The organism is Nocardia sp. CDC153, from assembly GCF_035818515.1.
Classification (GTDB): Bacteria; Actinomycetota; Actinomycetes; order Mycobacteriales; family Mycobacteriaceae; genus Nocardia.
On the sequence record NZ_JAYKYU010000004.1, the window covers coordinates 773,261 to 798,835 of the forward strand.

The 25,575-nt window shown below is 67.6% G+C and carries 28 protein-coding genes; 15 read left to right on the plus strand and 13 right to left on the minus strand.

Annotated elements, in window-relative coordinates; all coding sequences use genetic code 11:
- The first annotated feature begins 82 nt into the window (after positions 1 to 82).
- Both VMT65_RS26175 and VMT65_RS26180 read left to right on the plus strand, forming a co-directional pair.
- A complete protein-coding gene (locus tag VMT65_RS26175) occupies positions 83 to 460 on the plus strand; it encodes a MerR family transcriptional regulator (RefSeq protein ID WP_326311045.1) in 378 nt (125 codons plus the stop codon).
- Between the two features lie 70 nt (positions 461 to 530).
- Entirely contained in the window at positions 531 to 1,412 is an 882-nt protein-coding gene (locus VMT65_RS26180) for a TIGR03619 family F420-dependent LLM class oxidoreductase (RefSeq protein ID WP_326311046.1), read from the plus strand.
- A gap of 13 nt (positions 1,413 to 1,425) precedes the next feature.
- Here the strand turns inward: VMT65_RS26180 and VMT65_RS26185 are convergent, their stop codons facing one another.
- Together VMT65_RS26185 and VMT65_RS26190 are read right to left on the minus strand one after the other, a co-directional pair.
- Positions 1,426 to 2,058 (minus strand): DUF4232 domain-containing protein, encoded by a 633-nt coding sequence (locus VMT65_RS26185; protein ID WP_326311047.1) that lies wholly within the window; start codon positions 2,056 to 2,058, stop codon positions 1,426 to 1,428.
- Between the two features lie 89 nt (positions 2,059 to 2,147).
- Positions 2,148 to 2,552, minus strand: a complete 405-nt coding sequence (locus VMT65_RS26190; RefSeq protein WP_326311048.1) for a MerR family transcriptional regulator — start codon at positions 2,550 to 2,552, stop codon at positions 2,148 to 2,150.
- 65 nt (positions 2,553 to 2,617) lie between these two features.
- On the opposite strand from VMT65_RS26190, the gene VMT65_RS26195 reads away from it, so the two are divergent.
- Positions 2,618 to 3,574, plus strand: a complete 957-nt coding sequence (locus VMT65_RS26195) for an MBL fold metallo-hydrolase (protein ID WP_326311049.1) — start codon at positions 2,618 to 2,620, stop codon at positions 3,572 to 3,574.
- 5 nt (positions 3,575 to 3,579) lie between these two features.
- The gene (locus VMT65_RS26200; RefSeq protein ID WP_326311050.1) at positions 3,580 to 4,188 is read left to right on the plus strand and encodes a GNAT family N-acetyltransferase; all 609 of its coding nucleotides are present in this window, start codon (positions 3,580 to 3,582) and stop codon (positions 4,186 to 4,188) included.
- Between the two features lie 65 nt (positions 4,189 to 4,253).
- Here the strand turns inward: VMT65_RS26200 and VMT65_RS26205 are convergent, their stop codons facing one another.
- The 3 genes from VMT65_RS26205 to VMT65_RS26215 form a co-directional block, all read right to left on the minus strand.
- Positions 4,254 to 5,045: an SAM-dependent methyltransferase gene (locus tag VMT65_RS26205; protein ID WP_326311051.1), complete on the minus strand. Its 792-nt coding sequence runs from the start codon at positions 5,043 to 5,045 to the stop codon at positions 4,254 to 4,256.
- A 118-nt stretch (positions 5,046 to 5,163) separates the two neighbouring features.
- Entirely contained in the window at positions 5,164 to 5,793 is a 630-nt protein-coding gene (locus VMT65_RS26210; protein ID WP_326311052.1) for a hypothetical protein, read from the minus strand.
- Positions 5,794 to 6,000: 207 nt separating this feature from the next.
- Positions 6,001 to 6,915 carry a hypothetical protein gene (locus VMT65_RS26215; RefSeq protein WP_326311053.1) on the minus strand — a complete coding sequence of 305 codons (915 nt, stop codon included), beginning with the start codon at positions 6,913 to 6,915 and terminating at the stop codon, positions 6,001 to 6,003.
- Positions 6,916 to 7,435: 520 nt separating this feature from the next.
- Between VMT65_RS26215 and VMT65_RS26220 the strand changes: the two genes are divergently transcribed.
- Positions 7,436 to 8,059 (plus strand): hypothetical protein, encoded by a 624-nt coding sequence (locus tag VMT65_RS26220; protein ID WP_326311054.1) that lies wholly within the window; start codon positions 7,436 to 7,438, stop codon positions 8,057 to 8,059.
- A gap of 101 nt (positions 8,060 to 8,160) precedes the next feature.
- Positions 8,161 to 8,508 (plus strand): hypothetical protein, encoded by a 348-nt coding sequence (locus VMT65_RS26225; RefSeq protein WP_326311055.1) that lies wholly within the window; start codon positions 8,161 to 8,163, stop codon positions 8,506 to 8,508.
- A 176-nt stretch (positions 8,509 to 8,684) separates the two neighbouring features.
- On the opposite strand, the gene VMT65_RS26230 is transcribed toward VMT65_RS26225, so the two are convergent.
- The 3 genes from VMT65_RS26230 to VMT65_RS26240 form a co-directional block, all read right to left on the minus strand.
- Positions 8,685 to 9,674: a sigma-70 family RNA polymerase sigma factor gene (locus tag VMT65_RS26230; RefSeq protein WP_326311056.1), complete on the minus strand. Its 990-nt coding sequence runs from the start codon at positions 9,672 to 9,674 to the stop codon at positions 8,685 to 8,687.
- Between the two features lie 35 nt (positions 9,675 to 9,709).
- Positions 9,710 to 10,702: an NADPH:quinone oxidoreductase family protein gene (locus tag VMT65_RS26235; RefSeq protein WP_326311057.1), complete on the minus strand. Its 993-nt coding sequence runs from the start codon at positions 10,700 to 10,702 to the stop codon at positions 9,710 to 9,712.
- A gap of 291 nt (positions 10,703 to 10,993) precedes the next feature.
- The gene (locus tag VMT65_RS26240; protein WP_326311058.1) at positions 10,994 to 11,647 is read right to left on the minus strand and encodes a TetR/AcrR family transcriptional regulator C-terminal domain-containing protein; all 654 of its coding nucleotides are present in this window, start codon (positions 11,645 to 11,647) and stop codon (positions 10,994 to 10,996) included.
- A gap of 82 nt (positions 11,648 to 11,729) precedes the next feature.
- Between VMT65_RS26240 and VMT65_RS26245 the strand changes: the two genes are divergently transcribed.
- Positions 11,730 to 13,139 carry a hypothetical protein gene (locus VMT65_RS26245; RefSeq protein ID WP_326311059.1) on the plus strand — a complete coding sequence of 470 codons (1,410 nt, stop codon included), beginning with the start codon at positions 11,730 to 11,732 and terminating at the stop codon, positions 13,137 to 13,139.
- Positions 13,140 to 13,152: 13 nt separating this feature from the next.
- Here the strand turns inward: VMT65_RS26245 and VMT65_RS26250 are convergent, their stop codons facing one another.
- Together VMT65_RS26250 and VMT65_RS26255 are read right to left on the minus strand one after the other, a co-directional pair.
- Positions 13,153 to 14,448, minus strand: a complete 1,296-nt coding sequence (locus VMT65_RS26250; protein ID WP_326311060.1) for an MFS transporter — start codon at positions 14,446 to 14,448, stop codon at positions 13,153 to 13,155.
- An 8-nt stretch (positions 14,449 to 14,456) separates the two neighbouring features.
- Entirely contained in the window at positions 14,457 to 15,653 is a 1,197-nt protein-coding gene (locus VMT65_RS26255; RefSeq protein WP_326311061.1) for a M20 metallopeptidase family protein, read from the minus strand.
- Between the two features lie 95 nt (positions 15,654 to 15,748).
- Here VMT65_RS26255 and VMT65_RS26260 point away from each other — a divergent pair, with 95 nt between their 5' ends.
- On the plus strand, positions 15,749 to 16,789 hold the full coding sequence (locus VMT65_RS26260; protein ID WP_326311062.1) for an Lrp/AsnC family transcriptional regulator: 1,041 nt from the start codon (positions 15,749 to 15,751) through the stop codon (positions 16,787 to 16,789).
- A gap of 7 nt (positions 16,790 to 16,796) precedes the next feature.
- Here VMT65_RS26260 and VMT65_RS26265 read toward each other — a convergent pair whose 3' ends face one another.
- Entirely contained in the window at positions 16,797 to 18,017 is a 1,221-nt protein-coding gene (locus VMT65_RS26265) for a serine hydrolase (RefSeq protein WP_326311063.1), read from the minus strand.
- An 88-nt stretch (positions 18,018 to 18,105) separates the two neighbouring features.
- Here VMT65_RS26265 and VMT65_RS26270 point away from each other — a divergent pair, with 88 nt between their 5' ends.
- The 4 genes from VMT65_RS26270 (at position 18,106) to VMT65_RS26285 (ending at position 21,878) form a co-directional block, all read left to right on the plus strand.
- Positions 18,106 to 20,136 (plus strand): ArnT family glycosyltransferase, encoded by a 2,031-nt coding sequence (locus tag VMT65_RS26270; protein WP_442790301.1) that lies wholly within the window; start codon positions 18,106 to 18,108, stop codon positions 20,134 to 20,136.
- A 235-nt stretch (positions 20,137 to 20,371) separates the two neighbouring features.
- Positions 20,372 to 20,821, plus strand: a complete 450-nt coding sequence (locus tag VMT65_RS26275) for a DUF6630 family protein (RefSeq protein WP_326311064.1) — start codon at positions 20,372 to 20,374, stop codon at positions 20,819 to 20,821.
- 24 nt (positions 20,822 to 20,845) lie between these two features.
- Positions 20,846 to 21,241, plus strand: coding sequence for a DUF6301 family protein (locus tag VMT65_RS26280; RefSeq protein ID WP_442790310.1), 396 nt, complete (start codon positions 20,846 to 20,848; stop codon positions 21,239 to 21,241).
- Positions 21,242 to 21,332: 91 nt separating this feature from the next.
- The gene (locus tag VMT65_RS26285) at positions 21,333 to 21,878 is read left to right on the plus strand and encodes a GNAT family N-acetyltransferase (RefSeq protein ID WP_326311065.1); all 546 of its coding nucleotides are present in this window, start codon (positions 21,333 to 21,335) and stop codon (positions 21,876 to 21,878) included.
- Positions 21,879 to 21,909: 31 nt separating this feature from the next.
- Here the strand turns inward: VMT65_RS26285 and VMT65_RS26290 are convergent, their stop codons facing one another.
- Positions 21,910 to 22,188: a hypothetical protein gene (locus VMT65_RS26290; protein ID WP_326311066.1), complete on the minus strand. Its 279-nt coding sequence runs from the start codon at positions 22,186 to 22,188 to the stop codon at positions 21,910 to 21,912.
- Positions 22,189 to 22,232: 44 nt separating this feature from the next.
- Here VMT65_RS26290 and VMT65_RS26295 point away from each other — a divergent pair, with 44 nt between their 5' ends.
- Positions 22,233 to 22,451, plus strand: coding sequence for a hypothetical protein (locus tag VMT65_RS26295; protein ID WP_326311067.1), 219 nt, complete (start codon positions 22,233 to 22,235; stop codon positions 22,449 to 22,451).
- Between the two features lie 67 nt (positions 22,452 to 22,518).
- On the opposite strand, the gene VMT65_RS26300 is transcribed toward VMT65_RS26295, so the two are convergent.
- On the minus strand, positions 22,519 to 23,307 hold the full coding sequence (locus VMT65_RS26300) for an alpha/beta fold hydrolase (RefSeq protein ID WP_326311203.1): 789 nt from the start codon (positions 23,305 to 23,307) through the stop codon (positions 22,519 to 22,521).
- Between the two features lie 181 nt (positions 23,308 to 23,488).
- On the opposite strand from VMT65_RS26300, the gene dinB reads away from it, so the two are divergent.
- Positions 23,489 to 24,712 carry a DNA polymerase IV gene (gene dinB, locus VMT65_RS26305; RefSeq protein WP_326311068.1) on the plus strand — a complete coding sequence of 408 codons (1,224 nt, stop codon included), beginning with the start codon at positions 23,489 to 23,491 and terminating at the stop codon, positions 24,710 to 24,712.
- A gap of 56 nt (positions 24,713 to 24,768) precedes the next feature.
- The gene (locus tag VMT65_RS26310) at positions 24,769 to 25,566 is read left to right on the plus strand and encodes a HugZ family pyridoxamine 5'-phosphate oxidase (RefSeq protein WP_326311069.1); all 798 of its coding nucleotides are present in this window, start codon (positions 24,769 to 24,771) and stop codon (positions 25,564 to 25,566) included.
- Positions 25,567 to 25,575: the final 9 nt, after the last annotated feature.

The window sequence follows — 25,575 nt, forward strand, 5'->3', positions numbered from 1 at the left end:
CTCGGACAGCCAAAGCAGCGGCATTGCCTTGACGCCGGCGTCAAGGTTTAGCGTTGCGGCAGCAGTCGCGAGAGGAGATCCCATGCGTATCGGAGAGCTGGCCGAACGCGCCGGTACGAGCACGCGGACAATTCGCTATTACGAGCAACACGGACTTGTCCAGCCCGCGCGATCGGCCAACGGTTACCGGGTCTTCGACGAACAAGAGCTCGAAATCGTCAGGAAGATTCGGGCCTTGCTGGAGTTGGGTTTCGACCTGGTCGATGCTCGTCCGTTCGTCACCTGTCTGCGCAGCGGCCACCAATCCGGCGACGAATGCCCGGAATCGGTGGAGTCCTTGCGGGCCAAGCTCGCCGAGATCGACGAAGCGATCGACAAGCTCTCGACCGCACGGCAACAGCTCAGCGCGCGCATCCGCGCCGTGGCCGAGACACCCCCGAAATGCGAGTTCTCCCTCTAGAACTGCTGTTCCCGGTCGAGCCCCCTGCGGCGATGACCTACTCCCCCTTCATACCTGGAAGGACCATGTCATGCGGTTTGCGGTCAGCTATGGCACGGCGTTCAACGGCACCGATCCCGATCGCCTCGTAGCATTCGCGCAGCACGCGGAGAGCCTGGGGTTCGAAGCGCTCTACGTTCAGGACCATATCGCGCTCTATCCCGGCGCAGACTATGGCGCGGGCCCGCTGCCGCCGACGTTGCCGTATCTGGATCCGCTGGATTGCCTGGGCTTCGTCGCGGCGTCGACCCATACGCTGTTGCTCGGCACCGGTGTGCTGCTACTGCCCTATCGCCATCCCGTGGTCCTGGCCAAGCGATTGGCCACCATCGACGTCCTGTCCCGCGGCAGAATGCGGCTGCTCACCGTCGGTCTCGGCGCATTGCCCAAGGAGGCCCACGCGCTGGGAGTGGATTTCCGCAGCCGGGGTCGCCGAGCTGATGAGGCCATCGATGTCATGCGCCTGCTGTGGGCGGGCGGCCCGGAGGGCGTCACCTACCACGGCGAGTTCTTCGACTTCGACGAGCTGTGCAGCTATCCCAAACCGCACGAAACTTCCACGCTGCCAATCCATATCGGCGGCTCCAGCACTGCGGCGGCAATGCGCACCGGACGACGCGGGGACGGCTTCTTCGCCGGTGGCAGACTCACCGAAGACGAACGTGACCGCCAGATCGAACTGGCCCGCAAGACCGCCGTCGACGCGGGACGCGATCCCGCCGACATCGAGTACACCCGTTGGGGATCGGCCGCCATGTCAGTCGAAGACGTCGAGAATCTCGCCGAGCACGGCGTGAACCGCCTCGTGGTCGGGTTCGCCGGTGCCGACCCCGCCGAGCAGCACGACCAGATGTCGGAATTCTCCGAACGATTCGACGTCGCCCGCACCGGTACCGCGGTAACCCCGGGCTGAAGTCCCATGTAGGTCAGGACTGGGCAGTCACCGGGTGCACGTGCAGGGCGCAGGTGTCGATCGTCACTGTGACGGTGCGGGTGTCGGTCGAATTGGGCGGTGTCACCAGGAGATTCGTGTAGAGCGGGCAGCCGTTGCCGGCGGCGTCGAAGGCCACGCCCTCCACGACGGCGGTCGCGGGGTGGCCCGATCGGAGTTCCACCACCGGCGGGGTGTCGCTGCCCTGTGGGAGTCCGCCCATGAAGCCGCGGGGTGTGCGATCGGCGTGGATCACCGCGCCACCCGCACCGGAATCCACGCCCGGATAGCCGGACAGGGTGCAGGCGGACGCGCCCGCGGCCAGGGAGAAGGTGAGTTTCACGCCGCGGTGGCCGGTGGCCGGGGACATCACTTCCCCGGTGACATCGACCTGGCCCGCGGCACAGGCCGCAAGCCCGGGTTCGGTGGTCGGCGGGTTCTGAGAGGTCGGCTCGGTGATCGGAGACTGACCGGTGGGGCTGGTCGGCGGCGCGGATTGGCCCGCGACCGGCGCTGTGGTCGCCGGGGGCGGCGTGGTGGTGGTCGCGGTGTTCGTGCCCGAACAGCCCGCAGCGGCAGCGGTCAGGGCAGCCGCACCGACGACGAATATTCCTCTGCGAAAACGCATTTCCCAACTCCTCCCGGTTCGGAACTCGACCGGACCCCCATCGCCCGCACCGGTATATCGCCGTGAGCGGCGGAAATGTGACCGATCCCCTACGGGCGTTCGGCGAACTCGGCGGTTCGGCGCGGCAGTCCCCGCGCGGCGAACTCGGTGCACTCGGGGCATTCGCTGATGATCGGATGGCTGCATTCGGTCAGATGCGCGAGGAACGCGTCGGTGGCCTCGAGCAGGGCGATGCGATCGCGGATCTCGGCGCGTCGCTCGGCGATCATGGCCACGCGGTCGTCGCAGCCGCTGAGGCCCAGCTGCCGGATCTGGTCCAGCGACAGCCCGGTTCGCTGCAGCTTCTGGATGACCCGCGCGTAGTCGAGGATGTGGTCGTTGTAGCTGCGGTGCCCCGACGGGCTGCGCGGCGGCGCGAGCAGACCGACCGACTCCCAATGCCGCAGCACATGCGTCTCCACACCGAGCGCGGCGGCGGCATCACCGATTCTCATGTCCTGGATGGTGGCCACGATTCACCCCTTTACTTCATGTCGACCTTAAGTATTAGCGTGCCAGCATGTCCGATCCAGTACGTAATCCGAGTCTGATCCAATGCTGTGCCGCCGCAGTCGGTTCCGTGCGCGGTATGGTCCGGCCGAAGCCCGTCGACCAGCGGTTTCTCCGGTCCATCACGGACGCGGGGCTGCCGACGCCCGCGCGCACCGTCACCGTGACCGCGCTGGCGCAGGTGCCGCGTTCGGTGTCCACGGCCGCCATCGTGGAGGGGGTGTTCACGCCGCCGCGCATCGGCAGTTCGCTGACCTCGTTCGTCATCCAGCATCCCGACGCCACCTTCATTGTCGATCCGAGCGTGTGCGTCGACGCCGAGCACCGCGCGATCGCGCAGCTGCCCGGGGCGTTCCGCTGGGCCGTGCGTCCGCCAGCGGACACCATTGCGACCATCACCGCGCTCGGTGCCCAGACCGGGCTGCCCCCACTCGATTTCGCATTGCCGACGCATACGCATTGGGATCATGTCTGCGGGCTGCTGGACCTGCCCGGGCTGCCGGTCCATCTGCACAGTGTCGAGCGGCGGTGGATCGGTGACGGTCCGGTCGCCCCGGCCGGCGGGGTGCGCGATGCGCTGGTGGATCGCCCGGTCGTGGAATACGAGCTCGACGGCCCGCCGGTGCTCACCTTCACCCGCAGCCATGATCTGTTCGGTGACGGCACCGTCGTCCTGGTCGATCTCGCGGGGCACACCCCCGGCAGCGTCGGCGTGCTCGCCCACACCGAGCGCGGCTGGGTCCTGCTGGCCGGCGATGCGGCCTGGCATGCGCTGCAGGTGGAGAAGATCCGCCAGAAGTCCAGCTTCCCAGGCGTTTTCGTCGACGAGGACCGCGAGCTGACCTTCAAGACCCTGCATCGACTGCACCTGGCCCAGAAGGTGCTGCGAGTTATCCCCACCCATGACCACGAGGCGGCGCAGCACCTGTCGACACCCCATCCGGAGGCCGCCGAACCGCTACCGTGAGCGGCATGGGGATCACCGTGCGCCGGGCGCACCTGTCCGATATTCCCGAGTTGGCGCGGGTGCTGGGTATCGCGTTCTCGGATGATCCGCTCATCGAGTGGCTCATTCGCGACGACGCGACGCGGGCCCGGCGCACATCGATACTGTTCGCGGCGCAGGCTCGGCATCATTTCATCCCGCTCGGCGGCGTCGAGGTGGCCTGCAATGACGCGGATTCGATAGTCGGCGCGGCACTGTGGGCGCCGCCGGGGCACTGGCAGGTGGACGATTCCGCGTCGATGCGACAGCTGCCGAGCCTGGCCCGGGCCTTTCGGCTGCGGCTGCCGCTCGCCGCCCGGATGGCCGAGCGCATGATGCTGGCCCATCCCCGAGAGTCGCACTGGTATCTGGGCGTCATCGGCACACTGCCCGGTGTGCGCGGTCGCGGCTACGGCCAGGCGCTGCTGCGGTCGAGGCTGGATCGCTGTGACGCCGAGGGCCTTCCGGCATACCTGGAGTCCAGCAAGCCGAGCAATGTCTCCTACTACCAGCGCTTCGGCTTCGAGGTCACCGGCACCCTCGACGCCACCAATGGCGGGCCGCCGCTGTGGCCGATGTGGCGCGCAGCCCGTTGACGAGAAATGCGCTGGGGCGGACGGCCTTTCGGCGAATGTCCGCGCCAGCGCATTGCTCGTGGGTGCTACGGTTTGCGGGCGAGGCCGCCGACGACCAGTTCCTCCCAGACCGTGAGTTCGGGCTGGTGGGTTTCGGCCTCGGTGGGCTCGGGTCGCCACTGGGCGCAGGGGCGCAGCCCGTCCTCGTCGAGGGTCAGCGTGCCGAAGCAGGCCCGGATCTCGTCGTCGGTGCGGAAACGGCCGCGGCCGAAGGCTTCCAGGATCTTGTGCGCGGTCGCGATGGCCTGTCGGGTGGTGCCGGACCGGAAGTGCGTCACGAAGACCTGGCTGTCGGTGGGCACCCGGTCGGTCCAGTACTGGACCACCCCGGTGGGATCCTCTTCGTCATTGACGAAGCTGAGGGTGATGCCGAACAGCAGCCCGACCGGCTCGTCGAAGGTGATGAGCCGTTGCACGTCGGCATGCTTCTCGATGCCGCCGGGATCGCGAATATCGGCCTCCACCACCGCGATTCCCTCATCCACCGCCAGCAGCGCCCGGCCGTGCGCGACCACGAACGGATCGTCGTCGATATAGACGAGGCGGGCGTCGGGCTGGATCTCCCGCACCACCTCGTGCACATTGACGCTGGCCGGTAGCCCGCAGCCCATATCGATGAATTGGCGAATTCCCGCCTGCGCCATCACCTTCGCGGCCCGCAGGACGGCCTGCCGGTTGGTGATGGCCAGGAGCTCGGATCCGGGCAGATCTTCGATGAAGTAGTCACCGACATCCTTGTCGACACCGTAGTTGTCGCGCCCGCCGAGCACGTAGCTGTATACGCGTGCCACGCTCGGCCGAGATTGCCGCGCTCGCATGGCATTGATGTTCAACCTTCACACCCCTCTTTCCCCCACCGACGATACCGCTATCCACCAGGAAATCCTCCGGCATCGGCGGGATCGCCGCCAGGTGTCCGGGGGTGACGAATCGGGCCTAATTCGTGGCTTGCGCGGCGGCCGGTGTCACCGACGCCTGGACGGTGGTGGTCGGTGCGACGGTCGTCGTCGGGGCGACGGTGGTCGGGGCGAGGGTCGTGGTGGCCGGAGGCGCTGCCGTGGTGGTGGTCGGGGCGGCCGTGGTGGTCGGCGTCGGGATTATGGACGCGGAGACCGGATCAGGGCAGTGGCCGAGAATCTCACCGAGACGGTTGATTTCGGCGTTGCTGCGCGGGTCACCGGCATAGTTGATCTGGTCGGTGCATTTGACGTAGCCGTCCGGCGCGGGGGTTCCGCCGGGGGTCGCATCGGACACAGGCGGGGTGTCGGGCGACTCGCCCGGGGGCTGCTGTTGCGGTGCCCCGCCGCCGGGCGACCCGGCCGCGGGGACGCCCCCGCCCGGTTGGCCCGCACCCGGAACTGCCACGGGCGCACCGGAACTCGTCGAGACCGCCACCGTACTCGTCACGCTGACCGACGGTTTCACCGTCGTGGGGCTCGCGGTCGACTTCCCCGAATCGCTGGAGCATCCGGCCACCAGTGCGATGACCGGGGTCATGGCCAGGATCGCGATGCGCGTGGCCACCTGCAGGCGCGAGCGACCGCGCCGTTCCGCCAGAGCGGACATTCTTTCCTCCCGAATGGGCAGCCCCAGCCCCGACTCATCCGCTGCACCACAACATCTCTCACCGATTCACCGCGAACCGGTCGACTCGATCGAGGGCGTCGAAAGCCCTCGATCGACCCTAGAGACTCGACCATCCGGTACGCCATCGGGCAGGTGCCCCTAATTCTGTGGGGCACTTATCGATCGATGCCGACGACTTATCGATCGTCAGCCCTTCTCCTTGTCGGCCGCGATCCTTCGGGCGAGGAGCGCGTCCAGCTGTTGTTCGGCGCGCTCGGCGCGGGCCAGGGTTTGGGTGCGCGCATCGTCTAGCGCGGCAAGGCGTTCGGCGGCCTCCAGGCGGGCCTTCTCGACTGCGGCCGCCGCGTCCTTGCGCACGGCGGCGATGTCCTCGGCGGCCTGGCGGCGAACCTCGGTGAGCTCGGCCCTCGTGCGATCCAGATCGGTGCGTACCTGCTTGAGTTCTTCCCGGGTCTCGGCGACCACCTGATTGCGTTCCGCGACCGCGGCTTCGGCGCGCTCGATGGTGCGCTCGGCGTCGGCGGCGCGTTGGACGGCGAGGTCGCGCTCGGCACCGGCGGCGGTGATGCGCTGAGCGGAGTCGCGGCGCACCTGCTCGATCTCGGCGGTCGCCTTGGATCGCGCCAACTCGATGTCCTCGTTGGCCTGCTGTCGGGCTCGCTCGATATCCTCGGCGGCTTCGCGGCGAATCGTGCGGATCTCCGCTTCCGCCTCGGCGCGCGCGGCGAACACATCGTCGGCGGCTTGCTTGGTAACCCGCTCAACCTCTTTCAGCGCGTCATCTCGCGCGGCGAGTGCCTCGGCGATCCGCGCCTCGGCCTCCTCCGCCGCCAACGCCGCGTCCTCGGCGGCCGCCTCGGCCGCCTCGCGTGCTTCTTCCGCTTCCCGCCGCGCCTGCTCGGCCCCGACGGTCGCCATCTCCGCCTCGGCGATCCGCCGAGCCGCATCCGCCTGCACGGCCTGCACCTGCGCCTCGGCCACCGCCGGATCGGCCAAGGTCGACAACTCCGCCACGGCCGCGGTCAGGGTGTTCCCCAACTGATCGGCCAACGTCCGAAACTGTCCGAGCAGTTCATCGGCCCGCAAACGGGCGACAGTCACCGGACCCTGTTGCGTCACAGTGACGTTCGCGACCGAGGTCTCCCCCTCCGCCTGCTGCCGCCGCTGCCGTTCTCTCCACGCCCGCCACCGCGTGTGCTCCGGATGATCACAGTATTCCGACGGCCGCCCCGGCCCTCCGACCCGAGTAATCGATTTGGTGCAGCCCGGGTAGTTACAAATGCTCGACACCACAGAATCGTAGCGTTGGTTTCGTCATATCCAACGGAACAACACGAAACGAAACCCAAAGGGCCGCAATTCAACCGATCCCGCTCTGACCTCCGATAAGTGAACCTTATCGGAGGTCAGACTCCCCGCTCCCCCTGGAAAACGTTGAGAACTTTTCGTTTCCGTTTGGTCGCAGCCAACGCAACGCAATGCCAACGGAACTGATCAAAAACTGTGCTCCCATGCACGCCCGTACCACTTCGGTCCGTTAGTTCCTCGTTGGTGGATGCAGAGCCGATCCCCCCGACCATTGGCACACCAACCGAACACACCAGGAAAGGTACGAAAGACCATGATTGCCAAGCCCGCGCTGAAACGTGCCGTATGGGTCGGGTCGGCGTTCGCGCTCGCCGCGGGTGCGCTGCAGATCGGCGCCGCTCCGGCGTACGCCGTCGCGGGGCCGACGGTGAAGTACGAGTGCCGCGACTTGCAGACGCCGGGGAAGCTGTTCCCCGGCGATGAGGTGGCGTGCACGCTCACGGTGAGCACCACCGGGAACGACTCGTTCACCAATATCACTGCCGAAGTGACGATTCCGACCAGCACGGTCTACGAGTCGGGTGGCACGCTGCTGGTCGGCAAGGACGACCGCGCCTCGGTGAACACCTTCGGCCTGGCCGAGACCCCGATCTCCGAACTGGTCGACGCCCCGGCCGGTGTCACGCCCAAGATCGAGGTGGTCACCACCTCCGAGCCCAAGAAGAACTACGTCTCGGCCTCGATCATCGACAACGGCCAGAAGATCGACTGGAGGGCGCTGTGCACGGCGACCGCCCAGGAGAAGACCCAGTCCTTCACCATCAAGATCACGGCCCCCGGCCAGCAGCCCGTCCAGGCCACCGAGACCGTCCTGCTCGGCGACAATGTCGCCAACCAGGGCCTCGCCCAGCCCGCCGCCTGCGCACCCAAGCCCTGACCGACACCCGATCCGCGCTAGCGGATCTCGACCGACGCGGTGGGTGCGGCTCCTCGAAGCCGCACCCACCGCGCTTTTCTGCGTGGCGGATACTGATGCGCATGTCCGACACGACACCCGTCAGCTGGGACCACCTGAAATCGCGCCAACCCACCGCCACCGAACGCGATGCCCTCCAAGCGCAGTTGGTCGAGCGCGGACGCGCGGTCGCACGGGATGGCTGGGACGCCCACCGGGAGTCGTGGACGCCCGGCGAATGCGCGGCGGTCGCATACCTGTTGGAGGACACCGCGGTTCTCGAGGAACTCGAGGAACACGAAGGGTCGATCCTCACCCGCTTCGCCGGAGAGCTCTACGGATTCCAGGGCGCACGCAAGGAAATCGCCTCCGGGCTGGTCGACACCCAAGCCTGGTTCGCCGCCGCCCGTGCCCAACTCAAAGGCCGCTGACCTCTGCCGATCAATCGGAGTGCCGTTCGTAGGCGGATTGGGCACGTGCGTGTGCCGTGGCGAGGAGTTGAGTGCGCTGCGACGGGCGCGAGCCGGGCGCTGAGGTCTGCACTCGCTCGGCCGGATCATCCGAGAACTGACACCGTCCCCACAAAGAGCTGAATCATGTGGGCGGGTCAGCGCACGAGCGCATCGGGGAAGCCGAATGTTGCGACCAGTGCGGGATTGTGGAATTTGGTGATGCGGGAGATGCCGGTGGGGGTGGGCACCAGTAGGACGACTCCGTCGGCGCGCAGCGTGTCGGCCGTGTCGCGGTGGTACACGATGGCCGCCGGCTGTCCGTTGGCGGTGGTGGCGATCATCCGCCAATCGCCGGGCGCGCCGAGCACGTATGTGTCGAGTATGTGGATGCACATCGCCCTGCCCGACTGCCAATCGCCGAACGGCGTGGCCTCGAGGGTGGCGTCGATGCGCAGCACCTGTTCGAGCAGGCTCGCGTCGGAGCGCTCGAACGCCGCGATATAGCCGTCGAGCAGCGCCCGTGCCCGCTGGTCGGTCGGCTCGAGCAGTTTCTCCGGCTCGGGCTCCAACTCGTCGAGTCGGGCGCGGGCCCGCTGCAGGCCGCTCTTGATCGCCGCGGTGGTGGTGCCGAGGATCTCTGCGGTCTCGGCCGCCGAAAATTCCAGCACCTCGCGCAGGATGAGGATCGCTCGCTGGCGAGCGGGCAGGTGCTGCAGGCTCGCGATGAGCGCAAGCCGCAGCGACTCGCGTTCGACCACTATCGCGGCCGGATCACCATCGAGTGGGGCGATCCAGGTGTCCGGAAGGGGTTCCAACCACGAGACTTCCCCCGCCGCAACGGGACTCGGCGCGCGATCGGGCCCGTCGTAGGGGCCGGCCAGACCCGACGGCAGCACCCGAATTCGACGCCGTTGCAACGCCTTCAGACAGACATTGGTGGCTATCGTGTAGAGCCAGGACCGAATCGACGCCCGGCCCTCGAATCCGGAGTAGGACCGCCACGCTCGCAGATAGGTCTCCTGTACCAAGTCCTCGGCGTCGTGTGCCGAGCCGACCATGCGGTAGCAGTGCGCCAACAGCTCCCGGCGGAACCGTTCGGTCTCGACCGTGAACTGGTCTCGATCCGGTGCCGGATGCGATGTCACGCCGCCAGCGTAGCGAGCAGAGATCACGGGGGCTTTCACGGCAGCAGGGCCAGCTTGCCGACGGTGGCCCGAGTCTCCAGTTCCGCCAACGCTTTCGGGCCCTCGGCCAAGTCGTAGGCGGTGGCCTGGACCGGGGTGAGCACGCCGGCGGCCATCAGGGCGGACAGCTCGCCCGTGACCTGGCCGAAGATCTGCGGTGCGGTCTGGATCAGCACGCCGATGTTGAGACCGATGAGGTGGACTTGATGCTTGTACACCAAGTCCCAGTTGGTGATCGCGGCCTCACCACCCGCCAAGCCGTAGACGACGACCCGACCGGTGACCCGCTTGGTCGCGGCCAGACTGGCCTCGAAAGTCGCACCGCCGGCCGATTCCAGCACCACATCGACGCCGACGCCGCCGGTCAGCGTCAACACCTCGGTAGCGAGATCGCCGCGGTGGGAGTCCAGAACGTGGTCGGCACCCAGAGCCAGCACTGTCTCGTGCTTGGCGGGCGACGCGGTACCGATAACTGTCGCACCATAGTGTTTGGCGACGGCGACCGCGGCCTGGCCGGTCGCGCCCGCCGCGGCGTGGATCAGCACGGTCTGCCCAGCGGTGATGCCGCCCAAGGGCTTCAGTGCGGCCACTGCCGTGGGCCAGTTGACCATCAGCCCCAACGCCTGCTGCTCCGTCCAGCCCGGCGACACCGGTACGGCCGCGGCTGCGGGCAGCACCATATACTCGGCGAAAGCGCCCGCTCCCACGCCGACGACCCGAGTCCCCGGCCGCGGGCTGGTCACCTCCTCCCCCACAGCGACAACCTCGCCGGACGCCTCGAAACCTGCCACATATGGCGGCTGCGGCCCATCCGGGGACGTGCCGTAGGACTGCATCACGTCACGGAAATTGACGCCCGCTGCGGTGACACGAATCAGAACCTCGCCCCGTCCGAGGCTCGGCACCGGCGCTTCGGTGATCAGACGCATGTCCTGTGGTCCGTTGAGGGAGGTCTGCTGCAGCGCGCGCATGGTCGCGGGGATGCTCATCGACGATCGGCCTTTCGTTTCGGCATACATGATCGAGACGGGCCTATCGCGCAAGCCGCGTCTCCACCATGTAGACCCCGGCCACCGCGGAAAGGAATCGCCCGCGATCTTGTGCGTGACCGATCCTCATGTCCGATACGACACCCGTCAGCTGGGATCACCTGAAATCGCGCCAGTCCACCGCCGCCGACCGCGATGCCTTTTAGGCGCAGTTGGTTGAGCGTGGCCGGGGGCTCACGCTGATCGCCGCGTTCGGCGGTCTGCCCTCGCCGCCCGGCTGACCGAATCTCGTTATCGGTCAACCGGAGTGGCGTTCGTAGGCTGCTGGGAGTTGGTGTGGAGGTCGGCGCGTAGGCCGTCGATCAGCCATCGCAATCCGGCCTCGAAGGAGGCTTCCTCGGCCGAGCTCGCGTTGGCGATGGCGGTGAATCCGGGGTGGTCGGCGGCCGCTGGCGGGGTCGCCGTGTCCTGGGCTATGTAGACGCGCTGCTGTTCGGCGGCCGCTACCCCAATGGCGTAGCTGGTGACGGCGGCGAAGGCGCGGCCCGCGCCCTCCGCGGTGAAGCCTTCCGCGACGAGCAGCGCGATCAAGGTGTCGAGGTAGGCGAACTGGTAGTCGGCGTTCGGGCGTGCCCGCAGCATGAGGACCGCGCCGTCGCGGTGGGTGCGGGCGGCGTGGCGTTGGGTGCGCGCGAGGTGGATCAACCAATCGTCCCAATGGATTCCGGTCGGACCGGGCCGATCGCCGATGGTGTCCAGGACGATGACGCGCGCCATCTCGTCGAGCAGTTCCTGCTTGTTGGCGAAGTGGTAGTACAGCGCCGAGGGATGCACGCCGAGGTCCTTGGCGACCCGGCGCAGTGACAACGCCTCCAACCCGACCTCGTCGAGCTGTGCCAGTGCGACGCGTGCGATGGCGTCGCGGTCGAGTCCGGCGGCGGGCATCCGCACCCCCTTTTCAACTAGACAGTGTTCAGCTAGCGTACTAGACAGTGTTCACTGAACACTGTCTAGTAGAGGGGTGTTTATGAGTAACAGAGAGATTCCCGCAGGTATTCGACTCGGTGTGGTTCGCGGCATCAGCTACGGGCTGTTCGGCCCGCCCGACCCGATCGCCGAGCCGGTGCGCGCACTCGGCGCGGGCGTGATTCGGTGCTACCTGTATTGGTCGCAGCTCGAACCCGAACCCGGCCGTTACGTGTGGGATGTGCTCGATACGCTGCTCGCGGAATTCGATGGGGGCGAGGAGATTTGGATCACCGTGTCCTCGGCGTCACGCTGGGGCACGCGCCGGGTCACCGATTTTCTTCCGCCGTCGCCGGCCCTCGACCTCGAGGTCTTCGGCGAGTTCGTGCGCGGGTTGGTGGCGCGCGGCCGGGGCCGAGTCACCTACTGGCAGTGCGACAATGAGCCCTCGGTCCCGATTCTGTGGGCGGGGACCACAGAGGAATACGCCGCTCAGCTGAAGGTCTTCGCGGCCGCCGTGCGCGAGTCCGATCCCGCCGCGCTCGTCGTGCTCGGCGGTCAACCGCCCGAAGACACGCCGGGAGAGGTCTTCCACTACCTCGCCGAGCATTCCCGCGACGATTTCGATGTCTTCGACGTCCACCTCTACGGCGACCCGTACACGATCCCGGATCGAATCGCCGCCGCGCGAGCGCTGATGGCCGCGCACGGATACGAGAAGCCGGTTGTCGCAGGTGAATACAACGGCCCGTTGGTGCTGCAGTATCCGGAGCTCTTCCCCAAAATCGGGCCCATCATGCAGGGATTCGGCGGATACATCAGCGCGCCGGACGACTCCTGGACGGTGACCACCGACAACGTCGACAAGCCCACCCCCGAACACGACGCCATGGTCGCGCTCTACGACCGTATGCCGGAGCTTCCCCCGCACCTGCAGATGTTCCTGGCCGACTGCCCGCCGGAATACGAGCAGCTGCGCCACCGGCAGAACGCCCGAGAGATCGTGATGCGCAATGTCCTCGCCCTCGCCTCGGGAGTCCGCCGCACGCTGTGCTGGAATCTCGCGCCGGAGGCACCCGGCACCGACGACCGCTACGCGATCATGCACCTGCTGTTCGACAAGTTCAAACTCATGGACTACGCCGAGGGCCGTATCGCACACCGCTACCCGTCCGGCGACGCCCTCGCGCTGACCGCCGAGGCGCTACACGACGCGCACGAGGTGAAGCGATACGAGGTCGCAGACCGACCCGAGCTCTACGTCTTCGAAATCGCCCGCGACCGTGGGCCTTTGATCGTGGCGTGGTCACGCACCGCGGACGAGTCCGCGCCCCCGGTCGACTACGACCACTCGTGGTCCGCCCCCGACGCCCGAGCCCGCAACGCGTTCGGCGACCCGGTCCCCGTACGGGTCGCCAACGGCCGATTGACCATCGGGCTCTCCATGACCCCGGTGCTCGTCACCCGCTGAACCGGCCGGGCGTCTACGCCGCCGCGACGACGCTGTCGCGGGTTTCCGGGGTGAACCAGGTGACCGCGGCACTGAGGAGCATCAGGACCAGGACGTAGGCGGCGAAGAGATGGGTGTGGCCGCCGGTGGCGAGCCAGGTTTGCAGGTAGGGGGCGGTGCCGCCGAAGAGGGCGGTGGCCAGGGCGGCACCGAGACCGCTTCCGGTGGCGCGGATTCCGGCGGGGAACAGTTCCGCGTACACCGCAGGAATGACGGCCGCGAAGGCGGCGAGGAAGACCATGGCGAGCAGCAGGGCGACGGCCAACTGCCAGGGGCCGCGGTCGAGCAGAGCGGTGGCGGGATAGACCACGACAGCGGTGCCGAGGCTGAAGACCAGCAGGACGGGGCGACGTCCGATGCGGTCGGAGAGGATGCCGTACCCGGGCAGCAGGGCGATCATGAAGATGGACGTGAGCACGCTGATCCACAGCACCTCCGAGGCCGGAATCCGGTGGGCGGCAACGACATGCGCCGGTGTGCCGATCACCCAGAGATAGAACGCGACGGTGCCGCCGATGGTGAGGCCGAAGGAGCGGGCGCACGCGGCGCGGTGGGCCCACAGATCCCGCCACAGAGGCGAGCGCGCGCCGGGAGCGAAGGCGGTGGTTTCCGGCAGGCGCATCCGCATGACCACCGTGTAGAGGCCGACGACACCACCGAGCACGAACGGTACTCGCCAGCCCCAGGAGTTCATCTCCGCCTTGTTCAACGCGCCACTCAGCACCGCGCCCAGCACGGTGGCGGCGACGATACCGCTGGTACCCGAGACATAGATGAACGATGCCCAGCGGCCGCGGCGGCCGGGCGGCGCCGATTCGGCGAGATAGGTTTGTACGGCGGGCATTTCGCCGCCGTGGCCGAGTCCCTGGGCGAGGCGGGCGCACACGAGCAGCAGCGGTGCGCCAAGTCCGATGGCCGCGTGCGTGGGCGCGACGCCGATCAGCAGACTGCCGCCCGCGGCCAACGCGATGGAGGCGATGAGCGCGACTCGGCGGCCGCGGTGGTCGGCATACCAGCCGAACAGCAGGCTCCCGATGGGTCGCACGACGAATCCGATCGCGAAGACGATCAACGCCGAGAGCAGGGCGAGCATGCCGGTCTTGCCGGGGAAGAACGCGTGCGCGAAGAACGGCGAGAAGGTGCCGAAGATGGCCCAGTCGTACCACTCCAGGGCATTGCCGGTGCCGGTGGACAGCAACGTCCGCCAGGGGCGGTGCGCACCGGAAAAGACTGCGGCGGCGCTGTTTACGGTGGATGCGGTGGTGGACATGTGCTACCTCAAACGATGTCGTCGGCGAGTCGGCGGGCGGCGAGTTCGGCGTACACCAGTGCGCCGTCGGTGAGCACCGCGTCGTCGAACACCGCATAGGGCGAGTGGTTGTCGAAGGCGTGCGCCGGATCGGCGTCGGGCGGGCAGGCGCCGAGCAGGACCATGGCCCCGGGCACCCGCTCCAGTACCCGGCAGAAGTCTTCGCCGGTGTACAGCGGCCCGGCCAGGTCGAGATATCGTCGCGGCCCGTGCAATTCGGCGATGACCGCCGCCGCGAAATCGGCTTCACCCGGATCGTTGGCCGTGACGTCGAGGTACTCGGTCACCTGCGGGTCGGCGGTCACGCCGTGCGCGTCGGCGATCGAGTGACAGACGCGTTCGAATCCCTTCCGCAGGGCGTCGCGGGTTGGCGCATGGTGCCAGCGCAGCGTGCCCTGCAGTTCGGCGCGCGCCGCGAGGATATTGCCCGCCGAGCCCGCGTGGATCGCGCCGATGGTCAGCACCGCCATGTCGGCGGGATCGGCGGTGCGCGACACCATGCCGGGCAGCGCACCGACCATGGCGGCCGCCGCGGGAATGGGGTCGTGCGCGAGATGCGGGGCCGAGCCGTGCCCGCCCGTGCCCTCCACGGTCACGGTCAGCAGATCCGCTCCGGCCATCAGGGGTCCGCGCCGGGTGGTGAACACCCCGTGCGGAAACCGCGCGGACATGACGTGAATCGCATAGGCGGCCACGGGTTTCGAGCCGGCCGCGTCCAGCACGCCCGCGTCGATCATCTTGGCCGCGCCGTCCGCGCCCTCCTCTCCCGGCTGGAACATGAAGATCACGTCCCCGGTCAGTTCCGCGCGCCGCGCGCACAGCACCCGCACCGCGCCCACGAGCATGGCGGTGTGCAGGTCGTGGCCGCAGGCGTGCATGGCGCCGTTGCGGGCGGCGTAGTCGAGTCCGGTGCGTTCGGTCAGCGGCAACGCGTCCATGTCGCCGCGCAGCAGCACGGCGCGGCCGGACCGTCCGCCGCGCAGGACGGCGGTGATCGAATCGAGGTCGCGGCCTACGGTGATCTCGAGTGGCAGTCCCGCCAGCGCGTCGAGCACCCGCTGCCGGGTGCGCGGCAGCCGCAGGCCGATCTCGGGGTCCGCGTGGATCTCTCGGCGCAGCCGCACCAGATCCTGTTGCAGCGCATGCGTTTCCGGGAATGTGGGCATTCTCGACCCTTCCTGTCGGGCGTGATCGTGACAGGATGTCGACGTCGACGGAAAAGTCCGTGAACTCGCAGGAAATTCGACGAACCGGGGTCGATATGCAGGATTCTGTCCCGACACTGGACGAATTGGATCTGGCGCTCATCAACTGCCTGGAGATCGCGCCGCGCGCCACCTGGCAGCGGCTGGGTGCGGTCCTCGAGGTCGATCCGGTGACGGTGGCCCGGCGTTGGCAGCGGCTGCACGCGGCCGGAGTGGCCTGGGTCAGCGGCCGTGCCACCGGCGCGCCCGAGTCCTGTCTGGCCATCGTTCTGGTCGACTGCGCCAACGGGACCGTCAACGACACCGCGCGGCAGCTGGCTCGCTGGCCGCACGTGCTCAGCGTCGAGCACATCAGCGGCAGACACGATCTGTCCCTGCTGATTTCGGTGGGCGGTGTGGTCGAGTTGTCCCGGCTGCTGCTCGAATCCCTGTCGGCGGTGCCCGGGGTCGCGGCGACCAGCACCATGCTGGTGACCCGCGTCTACCGCATGGGCGACCAGTGGCAGCTGCAGGTGCTCGACACCGAGCAGCGCACCCGGCTGCTCGACAGCGTGCGGCCCTGGCCCGCGCGCCCGCCGAAACCACGGCCGCTCGACGCGGTCGATCGTTCTTTGGCCCTGCGGTTGGGCGAGGACGGGCGGACCCCGCTGTCGGATCTGGCGAGCGAAACCGGACTGAGCCTCACCACGGTGCGGCGCCGCCTCGACGGCATGATCGCGGGCGGCCGACTGGTGCTGCGCTGCGATTTGGCGCTGTCGCTGTCGAGTTGGCCGGTGGGCATGTGGGTGTGGGGTCGCGCCGATCCGAACGACCGGGCCACGGTCGAGGCGGTGCTGCGGGTGCCCGGCGCGCGGGTCTGCCTGCGCGTGTCCGGTGGTGAACCCAATCTCGCCGTGGGCTTCTCACTGCCGTCGGTGCACGAGGTGGCTGTGGTCGAATCGCGGCTGTCCGCGCAGGCGCCGCGGCTCACCGTGCTGGGCACGTCGATGGTGCTGCGCTTCCTCAAACGCATGGGCCGGGTACTGGATTCGTCGGGCCGCAGCGTGGAGACGATCCCGATGGAGATCTGGGCCGATCCGGGTCACCCGCCACCGTGACCAGGCGTCAGCGCATGATGTCCGAGATTTGGGCGACCAGGCGGGTGGGGCGGGCGAGGTCGGCCTGGGCCTTGCCGTTGGTGAGGATCGCGCCGGAGAGGGCGCGGGCGGGGTCGGACCAGCCGTATTGGGTGGTCAGGCCGCTGCGGCCGAAGTGGGATTCGGTGTGGCGGCCGAATTTCGAGCGCCGTGCACCGAGTTCGTAACCCGCGACCGAGACGCGGCCCGCGATGCCGGGGAGCCAGGGGGCCGGTTGGGTTGCGGCGGCGAGGGTTTCGGGGCGCATGATGCGGACGCCGTCGAGTTCGCCGCCTCGGGTGAGGATCTCGTAGAAGCGGGAGAGCTCGAAGGCGGTGGTGACCAGATTGCCGGAGGGGAGTTCCGCGGTGAGGAAGGCGCGGGCGGCGGATTCGTCGGTGGGGCCGGACAGACCGCCGCCGAGAGCCCGGCCCGCCAGGTGCCGCCAGATCTTGGAGGGGCCGGGGCCGACCTTGACGCTGGGGACGACCGCGTCGACATCCTCGGGTCGGACACCGAAGTTGGTCCAGCGGAACCCGAGTGGATCGAGGACCTGTTCGCGCAGGTGCTCACGCATCGACTTGCCGGTGGCGCGCTGGACCAGTAGGCGTTGGATGAGGCCGCCGGTCATGGCGTGATAGACGCGGAAACGGCCGGGTGGCCAACTGGGGACCAGGTCGGCCAGACCCTGGACGGCCAAGTGCTCGTCAAGGACGAGATCGGTGCCGCGGTGCGGTGGCGTGATGAAAGGGACTCCGGCCGAATGGGACAGGACATCGCCGATGGTGATGCGGGCCTTGCCGTGGCTGGCGAACTCGGGGATGTAGGCGCACACCGGATCGGTGAGCGCGAACACGCCCTGCTCGATGAGCATGAACATCAGCGCGGCGGAAACGCCCTTGGCCGTGGAGAATCCGCAGAACGGTGAGTCGGGGGTGACCAGCCGCTTGTCGGCATCGGGTGCATCCTTGGGTGCGTTGCCCCAGCCGTGACCGATGGCGCGGTTCAGCACGATATGGCCCTGACGGCGCAGACAGATCTGAATCGCGGGTGTGGTGCCCATGCGATACCAGTCCTGCACCGACTGCCAGATCGCCTCGATATCGCGCGAGGCGAGTCCAGCGGCGGCGGGATCGGATTCGGGTCCGATGGTGGTCACCGCGTCGAGGTCCGGGTCGATCCGCACGAGAGCGGTCAGCGCTGGGCTCATTCGAACCAGCATAGGGAGGTCTGCGTTCACAGGAAGCTCCCAGGAAGGAGCCAGGGTCCTCACCGTCTGGTGGGACAGACTCCCCGCGGTGAGCGTGACCACTGCCGAGTTGGCCCCGTCCGAACCCACCGCCCCTCCGATCGAGACCGTCGAGGGGCCGCCTCCCGCCCGCCGCTGGGAGCGGCTCGCGTTGGCACTGCTGCTCATCGGCACCGCCGTCGCGTATTTGTGGAACATCACCGTCAATGCGATGGGCAACAGCTTCTACGCGGCCGCCGCCTGGTCGGGGGCGCAGGATTGGAAGGCGCTGTTGTTCGGGTCGCTGGATCCGGGCAACTTCATCACCGTCGACAAACCGCCCGTGTCGCAATGGGTGATGGGGTTGTCGGGTCAGATCTTCGGATTCAGCAGCGCGAGCATGCTTGCACCGCAGGCAATCATGGCGGTGGGTGCGGTCGCGCTCATGTACGGGGCGGTCACGCGGGTGACGCTCAGTCGGGGTGCGGGACTGCTGGCGGGTCTGGTGCTCGCGGTGACGCCGGTGGTGGCGTTGATGTTCCGGTTCAACAATCCGGACGCGGTGATGGTGTTGCTCATGACCGCGGCGGCCTACTGCACCGTGCGGGCCTTGCCGCGCGCGAGTCTGCGCTGGATCGTGCTGGCCGGCGTCGCACTGGGATTCGCGTTTCTGGCGAAGATGCTCGAGGGTCTGATGGTGCTGCCCGCGCTGGGGTTGGCCTATCTGATCGTGGCACCGACGACGCTGCGGAAGCGGTTGGTGCATTCGCTGGCCGCGCTCGCGGCGTTGATCGTGTCGTCCGGCTGGTTCGTGGTGCTGACGATTCTGTGGCCCGCCGACTCGCGCCCGTATCTGGCCGGATCCAAGGACAACACGTTCATGGATCTGGTGCTGGGCTACAACGGTTTCGCCCGCTACCTGGGCAAGAACCATATGGGCGGCAATGCGAAGAACCCGTTCGATCTGCCCGAGGGCTATCAGATTCCCGAGGCGATGCGCCAGGGTGGTTTCGGGCCCGGCGGCTTCGGCAATGGCCCCGATCGATTGTTCACCGGTGAGATCGGGTTCGAGATCTCGTGGCTGCTGCCCGCGGCGCTGCTGGCGTTCGTGCTGGTCCTGGTGTCGCGGGGACGTCGGCCGCGCACCGATCTGATGCGCGGTGCGGGACTGGTGTTCGGGCTGTGGCTGGTCATCGACGGGGTGTTGTTCGCGGCGATGAAATCGGGCATGCACGCGTATTACACGCTCGCCATCGCTCCGGCCATTGCCGGGTGCTTCGCGCTCGGTGTGTCCGAGATCTGGCGGCGACGGGCCGAGGCGTTCGGCCGGCTCGGCGGCGCGGCCTTGATCCTGGCCGCGGGCGTGTGGGGATTCGTTCTGCTGCAGCGCAATTCCGACTGGCAGCCGTGGCTGCGCTGGACGATTCTGGCGATCACGGTGCTCGCGGCCGTCGGCCTGCTGGTATCGGCCTTGCCGCCGACCGCGCGCTGGGATCGCCTGCGCACCCGCGTGACGACGGTCGCGCTGGTGGCCGGAGTGATTGCGGGCCTGGCCGGTTCGACCGCCTACGCCGCCGCCACCCTGCCCCAGTCGCACACCGGCGGCAGCCCCGTGGTCGGCCCACCGCGCCCGAAGAAGGCCGGCCCGTCCGACCAATTCCGCAAACAGCTGGAAATGCTGTTCGGCGGCCAAACCGACCCGAACCTGGTCACCCTCCTACAGACCACCCACACCCGCTGGTCGGCCGCCATCGACCGCTCCTCCCCCGCCGCCAACCTCGAATTGGCCAGCCGCACCCCGGTCCTCGCCATCGGCGGCTTCACCTCAGCCGACCCAGTCCCAACCCTCCCCCAATTCGAAGACATGGTCCGCAACCACGAGATCACCTACTACCTCGTCCCCGAGGTGAAACTCCCCGACTCCTGGCGAGTCGACAACAAACCCGCCGACCCCTCCACCCCCACCCAACCCGACCCCCAACAAGGCATCTGGCACCCCGCCGGAAACAAACAAATCCTCGACTGGGTCACCTCCCACTACGACCGCACCCAAAAATTCGGCGACCTGGCCGTCTACGACCTAACCGCCCAACCACACTGAAACTGCTGCCGATTAACGAGTGGCACATCCTGGAGGCGATATGCCCGAATTCCCCTCCAGGATGTACCACTCGGCGAAGCCTTCGTTGGCTAGGCCGCCATCGACGACCCTCACGAAATCCGGGTTGGTCTCCTCGGTAGGCTGCTCGCGCTCCGGATCGATCCGGAACGTGCGTAACAATCGGGATGGTGCGATGAGGAACCCTGCTGGCGCATCGGCGGCTGTAGCCGAATGCTTGGGCGTCGATCACTCCGACGTCCTCGCCACAGTGCAGGCGGTCGGCGAAACGGAGATGAATGGTCTCCTCTCCCAGCTCGAGAACGCCAAACTCGTTGCGGCCTTCGAATGGGACGACGAGCCGAAGACGATCCGTGAGCAGCTCGAAGCACTGTTGTCGTTCCCGGCGGCGATGCCGTGGGACTGGTATGACGACTTCCTCGACCGGACAGAGGATTACGACGTGGCCGAAGCCGTCGAGCACTTCCTCGGCCTGGTCGGCAAACACAGTCTCAAAGTCGGAACTGCGACGGTATCTGTCGATACCGGCGATGACGGCTACGCGATCGGCTTCGCGCCGAAGAACTCCCGGCAACTGAAGAACGCGCGCCGATGGGTCACCGTGGTTCGGCGCGGAACCTTCACCCGCAGATTCGGCCTGCGCCGGTACGCCTCCCTGTTCCGCTGACGCCAGACCAAGCGACAATCTCGTCTGCGAGCATGGCGCGACGCTGACCACAACCTTTCTGTAGATGACCCTATCGCAAGTGCCTACATCGGCGATGTCGAGTTCTGGGGCGATACAGCGGATCGCAGAGTCAAAGAAATACACGTCAATCTAACGGATTTCGTTGACCCCGAACGAGTTCCAGATACACAGGCGCGCTTGGCAGAAGCCTTCGCATTGGTTCGTGACGCATTGCTCGAACGACTGGGAACCCCGTCATCGCAGAGTTTCGGCGAGCTTGCTTCCATCGAGTGGAGCTCACCGAAGATGATCCTGTCTGCTCAGATCAGTTACGGCTGTATACAGCTGTTCCTGTGCAACCCGAGGTATCGAGCCTTCCGAGCCGAAGCGAAACGGTTGGAGAACTACGAGATCGAGTGAACAACGAAGCCGACCGCTTCAACCGAGATCGTCGCGGTGTGCCGAACGCATTGGGCGGCCGATTATGTTCCGCGCCAACTAGATTGGGATCATGGCAGGCTACGTGGATTTCCCGATAAGTCTTCTGACCGAGCGACTCCGGTTGCGGCAATGGCTTCCCTCGGACGCGGAGGATTACCACGCACTGTGGACAGAACGGGACGTGCGGTCCGTCCGCAGTTTCGACGCGGCCGGGCGACCGACGGTCGAGGAGATTCGCGATCTGCTGATGGCCAACCCTCCCGGAGCCGAGCATGGGCTTGGACTACTTGTTGTTGAGCGGCGGGACACCGGCGAGTTCCTCGGCTATTGCGGACTGATCGTCGGCCAAGGGTCGTACGACGAACCGGAGATCGCGTACGAGCTCGCTCAGCGGACCCATGGAAATGGGTATGCCACCGAGGCAGGCCGAGCGGTCGTCGAGGCCGCCGCATGTACGGGGCGAAAGCGGTTGTGGGCGACGGTGCGGGAGTGGAACACCGCCTCTTTCCGGGTGCTGGAAAAGCTCGGCTTCTACAACAGCGGCCGCGTAACCCCGGACCCCGACCGTGGCGACTCGATCTGGATGACACGCGAACTCGAACAACCATTGACATAGAGGCAAGACCGAGATCCAACTCCGCAGTCTCTCAGCGCGATTCGGATATGATCTGTGTAAGGCGCTGGTATTCGGCCTCTTCACGGACCGACCGATGTACCGCCTGCGAATCGCCACAAGCCGCGTTGAAGCTCAGGCCGTGTTCATTCCGAGCCTCAGCAACTTCGACAACGGCGAAGTACCGGCCGAACTCGCGCGCCTGGTTGTTGTTGCGGTCAACACCGAGCAGACGTTCCCGCGCATCGAGGTCGCCGTCGGCCGCGTCAATCCCGGTGGGCGCTGCCGTACTGGTCTTTCGCCGCGCGCACACTCGGTCCCGCGTTTACCGTGCGGCTCGCGGGGCAATGGACCGCCATGGCTGTCATCACTCTGCTCGGAGCGGCAGCACTGCTCCCGGCGATCGCCCTGGGCCCGTATCTGAACCCGAACTATCCGCAACCGGGCAACCTGAATCCCAGCTATCCGCAACCGGGCGACGTGAATCCGAGCTATCCGCAACCGGGTAATGGCCTGCCGGGCGGCTGCATCCTGCTCTGCGACGAAGGTTCTGGCTGGATCATCTCCCTGGGCTAACGGCGGACGTCTGCGATTGCGGCCGCAGTTCGAGGTGGACGGCACGCAACGGGGACTTGGCTGATGTCTATAGGGCTGAGGCTTGGTGTAGGAAGTCCAGGACGGCGGGGCTGGCGAGGTGTCGGAATTCTTCGAAGTAGGCGTGGCGGCCCTGGGGGATCAGGTGGAGTTGGGCGTCGGGGATTCGGGTGGCGAGCAGGGGCGCGTTGGCGGTGGGGTTGAGGAGGTCGTCGGTTCCGTGCAGGACGAGGGTGGGGGAAGTGATGTGGGGCAAGAGGTCCCAGGCGTTGTGTCGGGTGCTGGCTGTGAGGTGGTGGCGGCGGGAGTGGGCGGGCATGGTGGGATCGCCGAGGGTGTGGTGTGGGCCGGGGTGGTTGGTAAGCCAGTGGGGGGTGTACATCAGCTCGAGGAGGGCTTGTTGGGCGGCTTCGGGATCGGATTGGGCCAGGGAGCGGCGGACGTCGTTGCTGCGTTCGACACTGTGCGGGCCGCCGGGTGAAGTACAGCCGAGGATCAAGGCACCTACCCGGTGTGGGTGACGGGCCGCGAGGTGCTGCGCTACTCGGCCGCCCATGGAGGTGCCGTAGGCATCGGCGCGGTCGATGCCGAGGTGATCGAGGACAGCGATGACATCCTCGGCGAATTGTTCGGTGCTGTGCGGAGTATCGGGCTTGTCGCTGTCGCCGGTGCCGCGGTAGTCGAGCGTCAGCGTGCTGTGCGCGGGGTGGAAGTCGGCTCGAATCGCGTCCCACCAATGGTGGTTGTTGGCCTGCCCGGCCAGGAGAACAAGTGGCGCTCCGGCACCGTGTAGCTGGTAGGCGATGCGGGTACCGTCCGGAGCCGCCGCGTACGTCACCGGGTTGAGTTCCCGCGCTCGATGCTCGGTGTCAGTGATCGAATCTCCCACGGCCCGAACCCTATCCTCCCCCGCGTCTGTGGCCGCACCCACTGGTTGGGCTGCCTGGGCGGGCAGCCACTGGACGGCTCTCCCTGGAAGGTCGACGCACGAGACCGACGGGTATGCGAACATATGTTCTATGTCCAGACTTGTCGCCGACCCTGCGGAGCGCCCCGAACGGGCGGCGATTCTGCATGCCGACCTGGACTCCTTCTACGCCTCGGTGGAACAACGCGATAGCCCGCGGCTGCGCGGGCGACCGGTCCTGGTCGGGGGCGGGGTCGTGCTGGCCGCGAGCTATGAGGCGAAGGCGTTCGGCGTGCGGACGCCGATGAATGTGCGGCAGGCGCTGAGTCTGTGCCCGCACGCGATCGTGGTGCCGCCGCGCATGTCGGCGTATTCGCAGGCCAGCAAGCGGGTCTTCGAGATCTTCCGTGACACCACGCCGGAGGTGGAGGGCATCTCGATCGATGAGGCGTTCCTCGATGTCGCCGGGCTGTGGCGGATCGCGGGCGCGCCGGTGGATATCGCCCGGGCGCTGCGGGCGCGGGTGCGGGCGGAGGTCGGGTTGCCGATCTCGGTCGGGGTGGCACGCACGAAGTTCCTGGCGAAGGTCGCCAGCGCGGTGTCCAAACCCGATGGGCTGCTGGAGGTTCCGCCGGACAAGGAGTTGGAGTTCCTGCATCCGTTGCCGGTCGAGCGGCTGTGGGGTGTGGGCGAGGTGACCGCGCGGGAACTGCGGGAACGGGGCATCACGCGGGTCGGACAGTTGGCGGAGATGGGTGAGGGACCGTTGGCGGCGGTGCTCGGACCGGCGGTCGGTCGACAACTGCACGCGCTGTCGTGGGCCAGGGATCCGCGCCGAGTGGACACCGGTCGGCGGCGGCGCTCGATCGGTGCGCAGCGCGCGCTCGGCCGCCTACATCGCAGTGACGAGGAGATCGAGGCGTATCTGCACGGTCTGGCAGATCGGCTCGGGCATCGGCTGCGCACCGCCCGCCGCGTGTGTCGAACGGTCGTGCTGCGCATGCGTTTCGACGATTTCAGCCGCGCGACGCGCTCGCATACCCTCCCGGAGGCGACCGACCGCGGCGAGGTCATCCTGCGCGCGTCCCGCACGCTGCTCGACACCGCTCGGCCGCTGATTCACGAGCGCGGTGGCCTCACCCTGATCGGACTCTCGCTGACCAATCTCGACAATGCCGACACCATGCAACTGTCACTGCCGTTCGAGCCCCGCGCGGAGTCGACCCTGGATTCGACCCTGGACGCGCTGCGCGACCGCTTCGGCGCGGGCACGGTCACCCGGGCCGCCCTGCTGCGACGCGGTGAGGGGCTTTCGGTCCCAATCCTTCCCGACTGAACAGTCCCTTTCCGCCCGAACACGCTAGAAAATCCCCGCGCGGTAGCCTGTGCGCTATGGCACTCGACCACGGCGACCCGGGCGATGCGCCCTCGACTCCCCCGCCGCTGACCCCGATCGCGATCACCACCCGGCCGACCCCCGCCGATGAGGCCAGAACCGTTGCCGCCGCGACGAATACGGCCACACTCGCGACGCTCTCGGCCGACGGCGGCCCCTGGGCCAGTTTCGTCACGTACGGCTTGTTGGCGGGCCAACCGGTGCTCTGTGTCTCCCGGCTCGCCGAACACGGCCGCAATCTCGCGGGCGATCCGCGCGCGAGCGTGTCCATCGTGGCACCGGACCTGCCCTCGGATCCGCTGGCCGGAACCCGATTGACGTTGGCGGGCATCGCCGAACGCCCTGTGGGCGAGGAGGCCGCGGCGGCGCGGGAGGCGCATCTGGCCGCGGTACCCTCCGCCAAAACCTATATCGATTTCAGCGACTTCACCGTGTGGGTGCTGCGGGTCCAGCGCGCCCGCTGGGTCGGCGGCTACGGGCGCATGGATTCGGCCAGCGCCGACGAATACGCCACCGCCACAGCCGATCCCATTATTCCGCACGCCGCCCGAGCGATCGCGCACCTCAACGACGACCACGCCGACGCGCTGCTGGACATGGCCCACGCCCGCGGCGGCTACCCGGACGCGACGGCCGCGGTCTGTGAGCGCGCCGACCGGTACGGCCTGGATCTGCGGGTCACCACGCCGCGCGGCATCGCCGTAACCCGGATCGGGTACCTCGCTCCGATCGACTCGATCGGCGAATTGCGTGCCGCGACAGTCGAGTTGGCGAAGGCTTCGCGCGTGGGGTGAGTGTTGCGT

Bases quoted from the DNA above. Each gene is read 5' to 3' on its own strand.
- VMT65_RS26205 (WP_326311051.1), bottom strand. From the start codon at position 5,045: ATGCGAGCGCGGCAATCTCGGCCGAGCGTGGCACGCGTATACAGCTAC.
- VMT65_RS26225 (WP_326311055.1), top strand. From the start codon at position 8,161: ATGTCCGACACGACACCCGTCAGCTGGGACCACCTGAAATCGCGCCAA.
- VMT65_RS26185 (WP_326311047.1), bottom strand. From the start codon at position 2,058: ATGCGTTTTCGCAGAGGAATATTCGTCGTCGGTGCGGCTGCCCTGACC.
- VMT65_RS26190 (WP_326311048.1), bottom strand. From the start codon at position 2,552: ATGAGAATCGGTGATGCCGCCGCCGCGCTCGGTGTGGAGACGCATGTG.
- VMT65_RS26210 (WP_326311052.1), bottom strand. From the start codon at position 5,793: ATGTCCGCTCTGGCGGAACGGCGCGGTCGCTCGCGCCTGCAGGTGGCC.
- VMT65_RS26295 (WP_326311067.1), top strand. From the start codon at position 22,233: ATGGCTGTCATCACTCTGCTCGGAGCGGCAGCACTGCTCCCGGCGATC.
- VMT65_RS26265 (WP_326311063.1), bottom strand. From the start codon at position 18,017: ATGAGCCCAGCGCTGACCGCTCTCGTGCGGATCGACCCGGACCTCGAC.
- VMT65_RS26240 (WP_326311058.1), bottom strand. From the start codon at position 11,647: ATGCCCGCCGCCGGACTCGACCGCGACGCCATCGCACGCGTCGCACTG.
- VMT65_RS26220 (WP_326311054.1), top strand. From the start codon at position 7,436: ATGATTGCCAAGCCCGCGCTGAAACGTGCCGTATGGGTCGGGTCGGCG.
- VMT65_RS26245 (WP_326311059.1), top strand. From the start codon at position 11,730: ATGAGTAACAGAGAGATTCCCGCAGGTATTCGACTCGGTGTGGTTCGC.
- dinB (WP_326311068.1), top strand. From the start codon at position 23,489: ATGTCCAGACTTGTCGCCGACCCTGCGGAGCGCCCCGAACGGGCGGCG.
- VMT65_RS26250 (WP_326311060.1), bottom strand. From the start codon at position 14,448: ATGTCCACCACCGCATCCACCGTAAACAGCGCCGCCGCAGTCTTTTCC.
- VMT65_RS26200 (WP_326311050.1), top strand. From the start codon at position 3,580: ATGGGGATCACCGTGCGCCGGGCGCACCTGTCCGATATTCCCGAGTTG.
- VMT65_RS26310 (WP_326311069.1), top strand. From the start codon at position 24,769: ATGGCACTCGACCACGGCGACCCGGGCGATGCGCCCTCGACTCCCCCG.
- VMT65_RS26235 (WP_326311057.1), bottom strand. From the start codon at position 10,702: ATGAGCATCCCCGCGACCATGCGCGCGCTGCAGCAGACCTCCCTCAAC.
- VMT65_RS26195 (WP_326311049.1), top strand. From the start codon at position 2,618: ATGTCCGATCCAGTACGTAATCCGAGTCTGATCCAATGCTGTGCCGCC.
- VMT65_RS26175 (WP_326311045.1), top strand. From the start codon at position 83: ATGCGTATCGGAGAGCTGGCCGAACGCGCCGGTACGAGCACGCGGACA.
- VMT65_RS26255 (WP_326311061.1), bottom strand. From the start codon at position 15,653: ATGCCCACATTCCCGGAAACGCATGCGCTGCAACAGGATCTGGTGCGG.
- VMT65_RS26260 (WP_326311062.1), top strand. From the start codon at position 15,749: ATGCAGGATTCTGTCCCGACACTGGACGAATTGGATCTGGCGCTCATC.
- VMT65_RS26180 (WP_326311046.1), top strand. From the start codon at position 531: ATGCGGTTTGCGGTCAGCTATGGCACGGCGTTCAACGGCACCGATCCC.
- VMT65_RS26285 (WP_326311065.1), top strand. From the start codon at position 21,333: ATGGCAGGCTACGTGGATTTCCCGATAAGTCTTCTGACCGAGCGACTC.